The organism is Streptomyces sp. ISL-100 (genome assembly GCF_018614615.1).
GTDB lineage: Bacteria > Actinomycetota > Actinomycetes > Streptomycetales > Streptomycetaceae > Streptomyces.
Window position 1 is genome coordinate 159,701 of the sequence record NZ_JAGGOK010000056.1, and the last position, 13,356, is coordinate 173,056.

Annotated in this window: 9 protein-coding genes; 8 read left to right on the forward strand and 1 reads right to left on the reverse strand. The window is 71.5% G+C overall.

The window, feature by feature from the left end; genetic code table 11:
* Positions 1-252 precede the first annotated feature (252 nt).
* The 8 genes from J7E89_RS24875 (at position 253) to J7E89_RS24910 (ending at position 11,919) form a co-directional block, all read left to right on the forward strand.
* Positions 253-1,314: a methionine ABC transporter ATP-binding protein gene (locus J7E89_RS24875; RefSeq protein ID WP_214976608.1), complete on the forward strand. Its 1,062-nt coding sequence runs from the start codon at positions 253-255 to the stop codon at positions 1,312-1,314.
* Positions 1,311-1,982 (forward strand): methionine ABC transporter permease, encoded by a 672-nt coding sequence (locus tag J7E89_RS24880; protein WP_214976609.1) that lies wholly within the window; start codon positions 1,311-1,313, stop codon positions 1,980-1,982. The genes J7E89_RS24875 and J7E89_RS24880 overlap by 4 nt, the downstream gene beginning before the upstream one ends.
* A gap of 75 nt (positions 1,983-2,057) precedes the next feature.
* The gene (locus J7E89_RS24885; RefSeq protein WP_214976610.1) at positions 2,058-2,921 is read left to right on the forward strand and encodes a MetQ/NlpA family ABC transporter substrate-binding protein; all 864 of its coding nucleotides are present in this window, start codon (positions 2,058-2,060) and stop codon (positions 2,919-2,921) included.
* Positions 2,922-3,090: 169 nt separating this feature from the next.
* Positions 3,091-3,738: a GNAT family N-acetyltransferase gene (locus tag J7E89_RS24890; protein ID WP_251061020.1), complete on the forward strand. Its 648-nt coding sequence runs from the start codon at positions 3,091-3,093 to the stop codon at positions 3,736-3,738.
* Between the two features lie 130 nt (positions 3,739-3,868).
* Entirely contained in the window at positions 3,869-5,155 is a 1,287-nt protein-coding gene (gene cbiE / locus J7E89_RS24895; RefSeq protein ID WP_214976611.1) for a precorrin-6y C5,15-methyltransferase (decarboxylating) subunit CbiE, read from the forward strand.
* 383 nt (positions 5,156-5,538) lie between these two features.
* Complete coding sequence (gene cobT, locus J7E89_RS24900) at positions 5,539-8,898, forward strand: nicotinate-nucleotide--dimethylbenzimidazole phosphoribosyltransferase (RefSeq protein WP_214976612.1); 3,360 nt, start codon at positions 5,539-5,541, stop codon at positions 8,896-8,898.
* Between the two features lie 846 nt (positions 8,899-9,744).
* A complete protein-coding gene (gene cobA / locus J7E89_RS24905) occupies positions 9,745-10,995 on the forward strand; it encodes a uroporphyrinogen-III C-methyltransferase (protein WP_214976613.1) in 1,251 nt (416 codons plus the stop codon).
* 102 nt (positions 10,996-11,097) lie between these two features.
* Positions 11,098-11,919, forward strand: coding sequence for an RNA methyltransferase (locus J7E89_RS24910; protein WP_214976614.1), 822 nt, complete (start codon positions 11,098-11,100; stop codon positions 11,917-11,919).
* Between the two features lie 18 nt (positions 11,920-11,937).
* Here the strand turns inward: J7E89_RS24910 and J7E89_RS24915 are convergent, their stop codons facing one another.
* Entirely contained in the window at positions 11,938-13,218 is a 1,281-nt protein-coding gene (locus tag J7E89_RS24915; protein ID WP_214976615.1) for a serine/threonine-protein kinase, read from the reverse strand.
* Positions 13,219-13,356 lie beyond the last annotated feature (138 nt).

Consider the following 13,356-nt stretch of genomic DNA (forward strand, 5'->3'; position numbering starts at 1 on the left):
CGCCCGGTGCTCGTTGTATGTGTCGAATGTGCGCCTTCTGAGGGCCCCTGCTTGAGCCTCGCGCCCCGAAGCGAGACCCGACAGCCGCGCCCCGCGTCCACCCGAGTGCGTCCGTACTCAAAGGACCGGGCCCGCCTGCCCCGCGCACGCGTTGCCTCCGGTACCCACCGACCCAGCCGTGCCACGTCCACAAGACGAATGCCCCGTGCCCGGCGGACACTTCGCCGCGCACTCGACAGTGACGGAAACCCTGTGATCACCACTACGGGCCTCACCAAGGTCTACCCATCGCGTGGCCGCGAAGTCACCGCCCTGGACGGCGTCGACCTGCATGTCCGTGAGGGCGAGGTGTACGGAGTCATCGGCCAGAGCGGCGCCGGGAAGTCCTCCCTCATCCGCTGCGTCAACCTGCTGGAGCGCCCCACCGCCGGCACGGTCACCGTCGACGGACAGGACCTCACCGCACTCGCCGGCCGGGGCCGCCGCGCCGGCAAGGAGCTGCGCGAGGCGCGCAGCCGCATCGGCATGGTCTTCCAGCACTTCAACCTCCTCTCCTCGCGCACCGTGAAGGACAACGTCGAGCTGCCGCTGGAAATCCTCGGCATATCCGGGCAGGCGCGCTCCCGCAAGGCGCTCGAACTGCTCGACCTCGTCGGCCTCGCCGACAAGGCCAAGGCCTACCCGGCCCAGCTCTCCGGCGGCCAGAAGCAGCGCGTCGGCATCGCCCGCGCCCTGGCCGGCGACCCCAAGGTGCTGCTCTCCGACGAGGCCACGTCGGCGCTCGACCCGGAGACCACCCGCTCGATCCTCCAGCTCCTTCGCGACCTCAACCAGCAGCTCGGCCTCACCGTCCTGCTCATCACGCACGAGATGGACGTCGTCAAGACGATCTGCGACTCGGCGGCGCTGATGAAGAAGGGCCGGATCGTCGAGTCGGGCACGGTGAGCGAGCTGCTGGCGACGCCGGGGTCCGAGCTGGCGCACGAACTCTTCCCGGTGGGCGGGCAGGCGTCAGGCCCCGGCCGCACTGTCATCGACGTCACTTTCCACGGTGAGGCCGCGACGCAGCCGGTGATCTCCCAGCTCTCCCGTACGTACAACATCGACATCTCGATTCTGGGCGCCGCGATGGACACCGTCGGCGGCAACCAGATCGGCCGGATGCGCATCGAGCTGCCCGGACGGTACGAGGAGAACGTCGTCCCGGTCGGCTTCCTGCGCGAGCAGGGGCTCCAGGTCGAAGTCGTCGACGAGGACGTGCTTGCAGAGACCCCCGTGGAGACCCCCCTGCTGGTCAAGGAAGGTGCCAAGTGAACTGGTCGGAGATGCAGCCGCTGCTGACGCAGGGCACCATCGACACCCTCTACATGGTGCTGTGGTCCACCGTGGTCTCGGTCATCGGCGGTCTGCCGCTCGGCATCCTGCTCGTCCTCACGGACAAGGGCGGACTGCTCCAGAACGTGGCGGTCAACAAGGTCATCGGCGTGATCGTGAACATCGGCCGCTCGCTGCCGTTCATCATCCTGCTGATCGCGCTCATTCCCTTCACGACGCTGGTCGTCGGTACGTTCATCGGCCCCAGCGCGATGATCGTGCCGCTCGCCATCGGCGCCATCCCCTTCTTCGCCCGGCTCGTCGAGACCGCGATCCGAGAGGTCGACCACGGCCTGGTGGAGGCGGTACAGGCGATGGGCGGCGGCGTACCGACCGTCGTCTTCAAGGCGCTGCTGCCGCAGTCCCTGCCGTCTCTGATCTCCGCCGTCACCACCACCGTCATCGTGCTCGTCGGCTACTCGGCGATGGCGGGCGCGGTCGGCGGCGAAGGCCTCGGCAGCAAGGCCGTCACGTACGGATACCAGCGCTTCGAGACCGAGTTCATGCTGGTCACCGTGGTCGTCCTGATCGCGATCGTGACCGTTGTGCAGCTCATCGGCGACGGCGCGATCCGGCTCCTGGCGCGTCGCGGACGTACCGCCTCCTAAGACTTTCTCTCCCCAAGAAGCCCGCACTCCTTGTCCGGGCGACCACCACCGCAACACCAGAAAGAGGCACTTTTCGTGCGTAAGAACATCAAGATCACCGCAGCTGCCGCCGCCTCCGCCGCCCTCGCCCTCGGCCTCACCGCCTGCGGCACCGCCTCCGACCCGGGCGCCAAGACCGAGTCCGGCGGCAAGGCCGACGCGTCCAAGGCGCTCGTCGTCGCCGCGTCCCCGACGCCGCACGCCGACATACTCAACTACGTCAAGGACAACCTGGCGGCCAAGGCCGGCCTGAAGATTGAGGTGAAGGAGTTCACGGACTACGTCCTGCCGAACACCGCCACCCAGAGCGGCGAGGTCGACGCCAACTTCTTCCAGCACAAGCCGTACCTCGACGACTTCAACAAGAAGAAGGGCACGACCATCGTGCCCGTCGCCAATGTCCACCTCGAGCCGCTGGCCCTCTTCTCCAAGAAGGCCAAGGACATCAAGGACATCAAGCCCGGCCAGACGGTGGCGGTGCCCAACGACACCACCAACGAGGGCCGCGCGCTCAAGCTGCTCGCGGACAACGGCCTCATCACGCTGAAGGACGGCGCGGGCCAGGACGCCAAGCTGACCGACATCAAGGACAAGAAGGGCCTTGAGTTCAAGGAGCTGGAGGCGGCCACGCTGCCCCGCGCCCTGAACGACGTCGACGCGGCGGTCATCAACGGCAACTACGCCATCGAGGCCGACCTCGAGCCCGCCAAGGACTCGCTGGCGATCGAGAAGGCCGAAGGCAACCCGTACGCCAACTTCCTCGCGGTCAAGAAGGGCAACGAGACGGACGCGCGCGTGCAGAAGCTCGCCAAGCTCCTCAACTCCGACGAGGTCAAGAAGTTCATAGAGGACAAGTACGCCGGCTCGATCGTGCCGGCCTTCGGCGCCGTCAAGTCCTGACGCCCGTACGGTCCTTGTGAGCCAGGGCCCCGCCAGCCACCGCCGGCTGCGCGGGGCCTTCGCGTGCCTGCGGCGCCGCCACCCGACCATGCGCACGGCGGGGATGATGCTGCATGCTGTGCCTTTAGCCTTTACGTCCTTTACGACGGTCCACGGCATGGAGCTGAGCATGACTACCACCTTCCCGGACATCTCCATCAGCACGGACCGGCTGGTGCTGCGACCCTTCGACGAATCGGACATCCCGGCGCTCACCGAGATGATGAACGACGAGATGGTCACCGCCTGGACGTCGGCTCCCCACCCGTACACGACGCTCGACGCCGAGCGCTGGGTCCGCAGGATCGCTCCTGCGGAACGCACCCAGGGCCGTGGAATCGCGCTCGCCGTCACCGAATTCCTCACCCAGCGGCTCGTCGGGACCGTCCACCTCCAGCACACCGACTGGCGCACCCGTGCCACCGAGGTCGCCTACGTGACGGCCCCGTGGGCGCGCGGCGAGGGCTACGCCACCGAGGCGGTGCTCGCCGTCGCCCAGTGGATCTTCCGCGACCTGCGGTTCGAGCGCCTGGAACTGCGCACCGCCGCAGACAACACCGCCTCCCAGCAGGTCGCGCAGAAGATCGGCTGTATCAGCGAGGGCGTCCTGCGCAACGCCTGGATAGCGCGTACGCGGACCGAGAACGGCACCGACGGCGGCTGGACCGACATCCGCACCGACTTGATCGTATGGAGCCTGCTGCCCGAGGATCTCGAAGGCGTCGCCGACCGGATGGCCGACGCCGGCGGCTACGGCTCGTACAACGACTGGAACTGACCGCCCGCCCGGGGCCGCCCTGGTCTGTACCAGGTACTGTCACCCCCTGCCCGCGCCGCACGCCTCAGGCCGCCGCGACTACCGTACTGACCACCGCACCAACCAGCGACGACTCCAGGAGACTGACAGGATGGCCGACCGGGTCACGGTGATCGGCTGGGACGGTTCGCCGCTCACCGCTGCGGCCAGGTCCGCCCTCGCGGCCGCGACGCTCGTCGCGGGCGCCGCACACCACCTGGCGCTCCCCGAAGTGCCGCCGGGCGCCGAGCGCATCCGCCTCGGCAGCGTCGACCTGGCCGCCCGCCGCATCGCGGGGCACCGGGGCACCGCCGTGGTCCTCGCCGACGGAGACCCCGGCTTCTTCGGCGTCGTACGGACGCTCCGGGCGCCCCAGCACGGCCTGGAGGTCGAAGTGGTGCCCGCCGTCTCATCGGTGGCCACAGCCTTCGCCCGCGCCGGGATGCCCTGGGACGACGCCCAGATCGTCGTCGCCCACCGCCGCACGCTGCGCCGCGCCGTCAATGTGTGCCGGGCGCACACCAAGGTCGCTGTGCTCACCTCCCCGGGCGCCGGGCCCGCCGAACTCGCGCTGCTCCTCGAAGGAGTCCACCGCACCTTCGTCATCTGCGAGGAGCTGGGCACGGCCCGCGAGCAGGTCACCGTCCTCACTTCCGACAAGGCTGCCGACCACGCCTGGCGCGACCCCAATGTCGTCATAGTCATCGGAGGCAGCGCCGGACCCGCTTCTCCCGCTCCCGTCGCCGGCCCGGGCGGTCCGGGCGGCGGCTGGATCGGCGGCCGCGATCCCGGCTATCCGCCCGCCGTACGGGGCTGGGCGCTGCCCGCGCGGGAGTACGGCGACGGGCAGAGCGAGCGACCTCAGGGGCCGGGGCACGCGTTCGGGGAGGGCGAGTCCGCAGGCCTGCGCGCCGCCCAGCTGGCCCGCCTGGGACCGCGTACGGGCGATCTTGTCTGGGACATCGGCTCGGGCAGCGGGGCGCTCGCCGTCGAGGCGGCGAGGTTCGGCGCGGCGGTCATCGCTGTCGACGCCGACCCGGACGCGTGCGACCGTACGGCGGCCGCCGCGCGGCGTTTCGGCGTACAGCTCCATGTCGTGCACGGGCGGGCGCCGTACATTCTGGAGGACCTGCCCGAACCCGATGTCGTACGCATCGGGGGCGGGGGAGTGCCCGTCGTCTCCGCGTGCGCCGACCGCAGGCCCGAGCGGATCGTGACGCACGCGTCTACGCGCGACGAGGCGGAGGCGATCGGCCGGGCGCTGGCCGAGGGCGGCTACACCGTCGAATGCGCGCTGCTCCAGTCCGTCGAACTCGACACCGGGGCCTGGTCGGAGCGCGACCGCTCGGTGGTCTTCCTGCTCTCCGGCGTACAGGAGCGGCGCGAAGCGTCTCGGTGAGCCGTGGTGCGCCCGGTGTGAGCGTGCGCACTGGATTGCGCCCCGTGACCATGCCGCTGCGCGCGCGGGGTAGGCTGGCCGATCGTTGTACCGCAGCTGGCCGTTCGGCGCTTCGTTCGTCAATGTCCGGAAAAGGGGCCCGTTTTGGAGCTCTATGTGGTACGGCGCAGCCGGGGGGCGCGCAACGTGGCGCAGCCCACAGCGGGCCGTGGCGGGACTTCCTGCCCTGGCGGCGAACGGCCGCGAGAATGCATGGTGTCCGCGGGGCTTTCGTGCCGCGTGACGGGGACGCTCGTTGTTGTTTTGACGGGTGCCGAACGTGCCGCGAGCGGGCGTCCCGTGCGAAGGGCCGAAGGAGCACAAGCGATGGGCGAGGGGTACGCATGACTGACACCGGCCGGGTCCCGGGCGAGGGACTGCCGGAGGACGCAGGCATGGTGGCGCAGCCGGGTATCTCAGCTCCGGGCGCGTACACCTTCCTCGAACCCTCCGAGAGCGCAGCCGAGGACGACGACCTGCTGCTGATGCCGGGCGCGCAGGGCGCGTGGAGCGACCCGCAGGTCGTGCCGGCGCCGCAGGCCCAGCAGCAGATAAATGAAATGCCGCAGGCGCAGCCACAGCCGCAGCACGCGCTGCAGGCTCCCGAGGTGCCGCAGGCGATGCCGCAGATGCAGTCGGCACACCAGGTGGCAGAGGCTCCCGAGCCGCAGCCGGCCCCTGTCCCGGAGCCGGCCCAGCCGCTGCCGCAGGCTGAGATGGGTGAACCCGGCGCGCACGAGGCCGGTGGCCGCGATTCCGGTTCCTTGGACCTCACGGTCGTACGCACTCCGCAGCCGGCGCCCGCCGCTGCCCAGACGCCGGCCCCGGCACGCCGCCCGCTGCACCTCGGCCCGCCGATGCCGGAGGCGACAGGCGGTGTCGTACGCTCGCTGGCCGACCGTGGGCCCGCTGGTGGTGCCGGCGGCGGGGTGGCGATGCCGCCGCAGAATCCGGTGCCCGTACGGCAGCCGGGACCGGCGGTCACTGGTCCTGAGTACCTGGACATTCCGAGCGACGAGGTGGCTGCGCTGCCCGGGCCGCAGCTCGGCGCGATTCCGTCACAGGCTGCCATGCCGTGGCCTCAGCCTCAGGAGTCTCAGGCTCCTCAGGAGACCCCTGCAGAAACGGTCGTTCCGGAGGCTGTAACTCCGGAACCGCAGCCCCAGGCTGCCCCGGAGCCCGCGGTTGAGCCCGCTCCGGCGCCTGCGCCGGTTGCGGAGGAGACCGTGAGCGTGGCGGCTGAGCCGGAGCTGGTGGCCGCCGAGCCGCAGCCGGAGCCGGTGGCTGCAGTCGAGCCGGTCGCGCCGGAGCAGTCCGAACCGCAACACCCTGAGCCCCAGCCCCAGCCCCAGCCCCAGCCCCAGCCTGAGCCCGAGCAGCACCAGACGCCGCTGCCGCCTCAGGAGCCACAGCCCGTCGGCCAGTTCGTCTCGGTCGAGGGCTCGATCCCGACCGCGCCGCACCTGGTCCCGGCGCCGGCAGAAGAGCCGGCCGCCGTGCCGGAGCCCGCGCCCGAGCCGCTGCCGGAACCGGTGACAGTTGCCGCCGAAGCGCCCGAACCCGAAGCGGCGGAGGCGGAGGCCGCACCCGCGCCCGCCCCCATGCCGGTACTCCTTCCGGAACCCGCCGAGACTCCGGCGCCGGAACCGGAGCCCGTAGCGGTGGCGGCCCCGGAAGAGCCCGTGACCGAACCGGCCGCCGTAGTCATAGAGCCGGAGCCCGCCCCGGACCCGGAGCCAGAGCCCGCTCCCGAGCCGGCCCCTCTCCCGGAGCAGCTGGCCGAGCCCGTGACCGCAACCGCCGCCCCCGTCTCCGTCACCGTTCCCAGCCCGCGCGACGGTGCGGCGGAACTCCCGGTGCAGCAGGCCCCGGAGGCTGAGCCATCGGCAGCCGCCGAGCCCCCCCAGCCAGAAGCGGCTCCCGACCCCGAGCCTGAACCCCAGCCGGTGGTCGCTGACCGCGAAACCGAAACCGCCCGCGCCCCGGGCTACGACGACGCCGAGCGCGAAGCGGTCCTGCGCGTGATGCGCGAGCGCCGCGACATCCGCAACGGTTTCCGCAGCGACCCCATCCCGCACGACGTCCTCCTGCGTGTCCTCGAAGCCGCGCACACCGCGCCGAGCGTCGGCCACTCCCAGCCCTGGGACTTCGTGGTCATCCGCTCAGCCGAGACCCGCCGGACGATGCACGAACTCGCCGTCCGCCAGCGCGACGCGTACGCCAAGTCGCTGCCCAAGGGCCGGGCGAAGCAGTTCAAGGAACTGAAGATCGAGGCCATCCTCGACACCCCGGTGAACATCGTCGTCACCGCCGACCCGACCCGCGGCGGCCGCCACACCCTCGGCCGTCACACGCAGCCGCAGATGGCGCCGTACTCCTCCGCCCTCGCGGTCGAGAACCTCTGGCTCGCGGCCCGCGCCGAAGGACTCGGCGTCGGCTGGGTCAGCTTCTTCGACGAGCGGGAGATGGTCCGCGCCCTGGGACTGCCGGAGCACCTCGAAGTAGTCGCGTACCTCTGCGTCGGCTACGTCGACGAGTTTCCGGAAGAACCCGAGCTGATGCAGGCGGGCTGGTCGAAGCGCCGCCCCCTCTCCTGGGTGGTCCACGAGGAGACGTACGGGCGCCGCGCCCTGCCCGGCGAGGAGCCGCACGACCTCCTCCAGGAGACCGTCTCCAACATCCGCCCCCTCGACGCCAAGGCGCTCGGCGAGGCGTGGGAACGCCAGAAGCGCATGACGAAGCCGGCAGGCGCGCTCGGGATGCTCGAAATCATCTCGGCCCAGCTCAGCGGCCTCTCCCGGATGTGCCCGCCCCCCATCCCGGAGCCGGCGGCGGTCGCGATCTTCGCGGGCGACCACGGCGTGCACGCCCAGGGCGTCACGGCCTGGCCCCAGGAAGTGACCTCCCAGATGGTCGCGAACATCCTCGGCGGCGGTGCGGTCTGCAACGCGTTCGCGAGCCAGGTAGGCGCGGAGGTCTGCGTGGTCGACGTCGGCGTGGCGGGCGAACTGCCCTCCACTCCGGGCCTGTTGCCCCGCAAGGTGCGCCCGGGCACGGCCGACTTCACCACAGGTCCGGCCCTCACCCACGAGGACGTGCTCGCCGCGATCGAGGTCGGCATCGAAACGGCGCGCGATTTGGTGGCGGCGGGCAACAAGGCGCTGATCACCGGTGAGATGGGCATCGCCAACACCACTGTCTCGGCCGCTCTGATCGCCGTCTACACAGGCCAGGACCCGGCCGAGATCACCGGCCGGGGTACGGGCATCAACGATGAGATGCACGCCCGCAAGGTCGACGTCGTACGCCGCGCCCTGGAACTCCACCAGCCGGACCCGGCGGACCCGATCGGCGTCCTGGCGGCGGTCGGCGGCCTGGAGCACGCGGCACTGGTCGGCTTCCTGCTCGGCGGGGCGTCCCTGCGTACTCCCGTCATTCTGGACGGCGTGAGCACGGGAGCGGCGGCGCTGGTAGCCCGGGCGATCGCCCCCGAGGCGCTCGCGGCCTGCATCGCGGGCCACCGCAGCGCGGAACCGGGCCATGTGGCCGCCCTCAACAAGCTGGGCCTGCGCCCTCTGGTCGACCTGGACCTCCGCCTTGGCGAGGGCACGGGCGCGCTGCTGGCACTGCCGGTGGTTCAGAGCGCGGCCAGGGCGATGCACGAGGTGGCTACGTTCGACTCCGCCGGAGTAACCGAAAAGTAGGCCCCACCTGTGCCTCGCCGTGCCCCTCGCGCTCCCGCGTGAGGGGCACGGCGCTGCCCGGGGCAAGGCACCTCTCCGGGCGAGCCACGGGCTGGGGGGCAAGCAGGGCTGCCCCAACACCTCCACGGTGCCAGGAGGGGACGTGTCGGGGCTTCCCGCAGGGTGTCGAACGCAACGCGCCCGAATACAAAATCCAGTGCCCGAACGTTCGGCACCCGAGGAGACGCCCCGACGCGGCACCGACCCCCTGGGGGGTGGCAGAGTGAAGGCGCCCCGGGCGGAGCATTTTTCCCCCACCCCGCCCCTTCCCGTAACTGGGGCCGGCCCCAGACCCCGGTCCTCAAACGCCGGGCGGGCTGAAAGCGGCCAGGGGAGGAGACGTGGGCCAGCCCGAGAAGCCGGGTCTCTCGCGCCGCGCGGGGTGGATGTGGCGGGGGTGGAGACGTGGGCCAGCCCAGACCCGGTGCTCAAACGCCGGGCGGGCTGAAAGCGGCCAGGGGAGGAGACGTGGGCCAGCCCGAGAAGCCGGGCCACTCGCGCTGTGCGGGGTGGATGTGGCGAGGGGTGGAGACGTGGGCCAGCCCAGACCCTGGTCCTCAAACGCCGGCCACGACTGGATGTGGCCGGGGGAGACGGCCCTGGACGCCGGTTTGCAAGCGCCGCACGGGCCGGGAGTGGTCAGGCTCCGCCCCCACCACCGCTCCTGGCCGCCGGTGACCTCTTCGCTCCCGGCCCGTAAGGTATTCGCTGGGGCCCGCCCCCGCCCCCACCAGCCGCTTCACCGTCGCAGCGGCGCAAGGCCCCGAGCCGCCGCACCCACCTCCCCGCCCCGAGGAGCCGCACGCCATGACCGCGTCGAATGCCGCCGCAAGCGACCCCCACCCTGCCTACCCCGTCGGACTCCGCCTCGCCGGCCGGCGCGTAGTCGTCATCGGCGGCGGCCAGGTCGCCCAGCGACGACTCCCCGCACTCATCGCGACCGGCGCCGACATCGTCCTCGTATCGCCGACCGCCACGCCCTCCGTGGAAGCGATGGCAGTAGCAGGCGAGATCCGCTGGGAGCGCCGCCCATACGCAGAAGGGGACCTGGCAGAAGCCTGGTACGCCCTGGTCGCGTCCAGCGACACCGCCGCCAACACCGCCGCCTCCGCCGAAGCAGAACGCACCCGCACCTGGTGCGTCCGCTCCGACGACGCGGAGGCCGCCACCGCCTGGACCCCCGCCACCGGCCGCTCCGAGGGCGTGACCGTGGCCGTCCTCACCAGCGGAGGCCCGGACCCCCGCCGCACCGCCGCCGTACGCGACGCCATTGTCGAGGGCCTGCGCGACGGCACCCTCGTCGCCCCGCACCACCGCACCCGCACCCCCGGCGTCGCCCTCGTCGGCGGCGGCCCCGGCGACCCGGACCTGATCACGGTCCGCGGCCGCCGCCTCCTCGCCGAGGCGGACGTCGTTATCGCAGACCGCCTCGGCCCGCGCGACCTCCTCGACGAACTCCCGCCGCACGTCGAGGTGATCGACGCCGCGAAGATCCCGTACGGCCGCTTCATGGCCCAGGAGGCCATCAACAACGCGCTCATCGAGCACGCAAAAGCAGGCAAGGCGGTCGTACGTCTCAAGGGCGGCGACCCGTTCGTCTTCGGCCGGGGCATGGAAGAGGCGCAAGCCCTCGCCGAGGCCGGCATCCCGTGCACCGTGGTCCCCGGCATCTCCAGCTCCATCAGCGTCCCGGGCGCGGCCGGAATCCCCGTGACCCACCGGGGAGTGGCGCACGAGTTCACGGTGATCAGCGGCCACGTCGCACCCGAGGACTCGCGCTCCCTCGTCGACTGGAAGGCGGTCGCGGGCCTGCGCGGCACGCTCGTACTCCTCATGGCCGTCGAGCGGATCGGCGCGATCGCCGAAGCCCTGACGGCGTACGGCCGCTCGCCCGAGACGCCCGTGGCGATCATCCAGGAGGGCACGATGGCGGCCCAGCGCCGCGTGGACGCGACGCTCGCGACCGTCGCCGAGAAGGCCAGGACCGAGGACGTACGCCCGCCGGCGGTCATCGTCATCGGCGAGGTGGTCACCGTAGGCCCGAACCAAGCGAAGTAACCGAAGTAACCAAGGCAAGCGGGAGCCAACCGTAACCCCAGGTTAACCCGCCCCAGCCGCCCACCCATTGGCACCGCACCCACGACAAGGCAGTATCACCCTGTGGCCGATCTCATCACCATCGACGACCCCGACGACCCCGACGACCCGCGTCTGAGCGACTACGCGGGCCTGACCGACGTCGAACTCCGCCGCAAGCGCGAACCTGCCGAGGGCCTCTTCATCGCCGAGGGCGAGAAGGTCATCAGGCGGGCCAGGCACGCCGGTTACGAGATGCGGTCGATGCTGCTTTCCGCCAAGTGGCTGGACGTCATGCGCGACGTGATCGACGAGGTCCCGGCCCCGGTGTACGCCGTGAGCCCGGACCTCGCCGAACGCGTCACCGGTTACCACGTCCACCGCGGTGCCCTCGCTTCGATGCAGCGCAAGCCGCTCCCGACCGCCGAGGACCTGCTCGGCACAAGCAGCCGCGTCGCCGTCTTCGAAGACATCGTCGATCACGCCAACCTCGGGGCCGCCTTCCGCAACGCGGCAGCCCTCGGGATCGACGCGATCCTGCTCAGCCCGCGCTGTGCCGACCCCCTCTACAGGAGGTCGGTGAAGGTCTCGATGGGAGCCGTCTTCCAGGTCCCGTGGACCCGGCTGGAGTCCTGGCCGAAGGACGTCGAGCTCCTGCGGTCCGCGGGGTTCACGACTGCCGCGTTCTGCCTGAGCGAGCAGTCGATCACCCTCGACGAGCTCGTCGAGCGGCGGCACGAGAGGCTGGCCCTCATCTTCGGCACCGAAGGGGACGGGCTCACCCCCGAGGCACTGATGGCGGCTGACGAGCACGTCCGCATCCCGATGGGCGCCGGAGTCGACTCACTCAACGTGGCTGCCGCCTCTGCCGTCGCCTTCTACGCGACGCGGGTACGGTCCACCTGACCCCGAAGCGGCTGTGGCTCAGAGGGCCCCCGGGCCCTCCGTCCCCGGCCGCGCCTCCACCTCTAGCGATACGCCGAGACTCCTGGCCGGGCCCTGACACCCCTGCGCCGCCGCGATCCCCAGCGCCACCAGGAGCGTCACGACGACGAAGACGACGAGGCGCTGCCGCAGCAGCCTCGGGTTCGCCGGACGCCGCCCGGTTGATGTCGTCCTGGTCCCCGGTCTCGTCGCGGGACGGCCGTTCGTACGGCCGCCGGAACGTGTCGTGTTGCGCGCGGCCGGGGGGCGTGAACCCGCCCGTGGGGCCGATGCGCGCGGGGCCTGCGCGCGCGGCGTGGGAGTGCCCGCCGCGCGCCCCCGCTCTGTGTCCTGTTCGACGTACTGCTCGGCGTAGCGCTCGACGTACCGCTCCGCGAGCCGACCGGTGGGCCGGTCGTGATCGGCACGGGGAGCGGACGGCCTGGCCTCGCTGACACCCTGGGCCTCACGGGCCGCGATCTCCTTGAGCCGCATGGAGAGCTGAAGCGTGCTGGGCCGCTCCTCCGGATCCTTGGCGAGGCAGGCCCGCACGAGCGGCGCGAGCGCGTCGGGTACGCCGTACAACTGCGGCTCCTCATGCACCACGCGGTACAGCATGACCTCGGAACTGCCCTGCCCGAAGGGGGAGTCGGCGGTCGCCGCGTACGCCAGCGTGGCCCCCAGCGCGAACACGTCCGTGGCCGGCGTGACCGCCGCCCCGCGCACCTGCTCGGGCGCGAGGAAACCGGGGGAGCCGACCGCCGTACCGACATGGGTGAGGGTGCTCGCACCGGTCGCCCAGGCGATGCCGAAGTCGATGATCCGCGGCCCCTTGGGCGACAGCAGGATGTTGGACGGCTTCAGATCGCGGTGGACAACACCCGCCTCGTGCACAGCCACCAGCCCCTCGGACAGCGCCGCCCCGATCGAGGCCACCTCCGAGGCGACCAGCGGCCCCTCGTCGACCACCTTGTCGTGCAGCGACGGTCCCGGAACGTACTGCGTCGCGAACCACGGCCGGTCCGCCTCCAGATCGGCCGCCACCAGCCGCGCCGTACACCCGCCGCGGATCCGCCGCGCGGCGGACACCTCGCGCGCGAATCGCGACCTGAACTCCTGATCCTCGGCCAGGTCCGGCCGGATCACCTTCAGGGCGACGCGCTGGCCGCGCCGGTCGGAGCCCAGATAGACGACTCCCATGCCGCCCGCCCCGAGCCGCCGGTGAAGCCTGAACGAGCCGACGACACGCGGGTCCTCGCGCCGGAGCCGCATCATCGCCATGTCCGTCCCCTACCTCTGGTGAGGCCTCCCCCACCCCGCTGCTGACCGGTCCGTCCGACGTCGCACAGCTTACGTACCTGCGGCCCGGTGTGCTCATAGGCCGCGCCCTCGCGAATCGATCGATTGTCAGTGCCGGGT

Coding starts and splice junctions, on each gene's coding strand:
- J7E89_RS24890 (WP_251061020.1), top strand. CDS start 3,091: ATGACTACCACCTTCCCGGACATCTCCATCAGCACGGACCGGCTGGTG.
- cbiE (WP_214976611.1), top strand. CDS start 3,869: ATGGCCGACCGGGTCACGGTGATCGGCTGGGACGGTTCGCCGCTCACC.
- cobT (WP_214976612.1), top strand. CDS start 5,539: ATGACTGACACCGGCCGGGTCCCGGGCGAGGGACTGCCGGAGGACGCA.
- cobA (WP_214976613.1), top strand. CDS start 9,745: ATGACCGCGTCGAATGCCGCCGCAAGCGACCCCCACCCTGCCTACCCC.
- J7E89_RS24915 (WP_214976615.1), bottom strand. CDS start 13,218: ATGGCGATGATGCGGCTCCGGCGCGAGGACCCGCGTGTCGTCGGCTCG.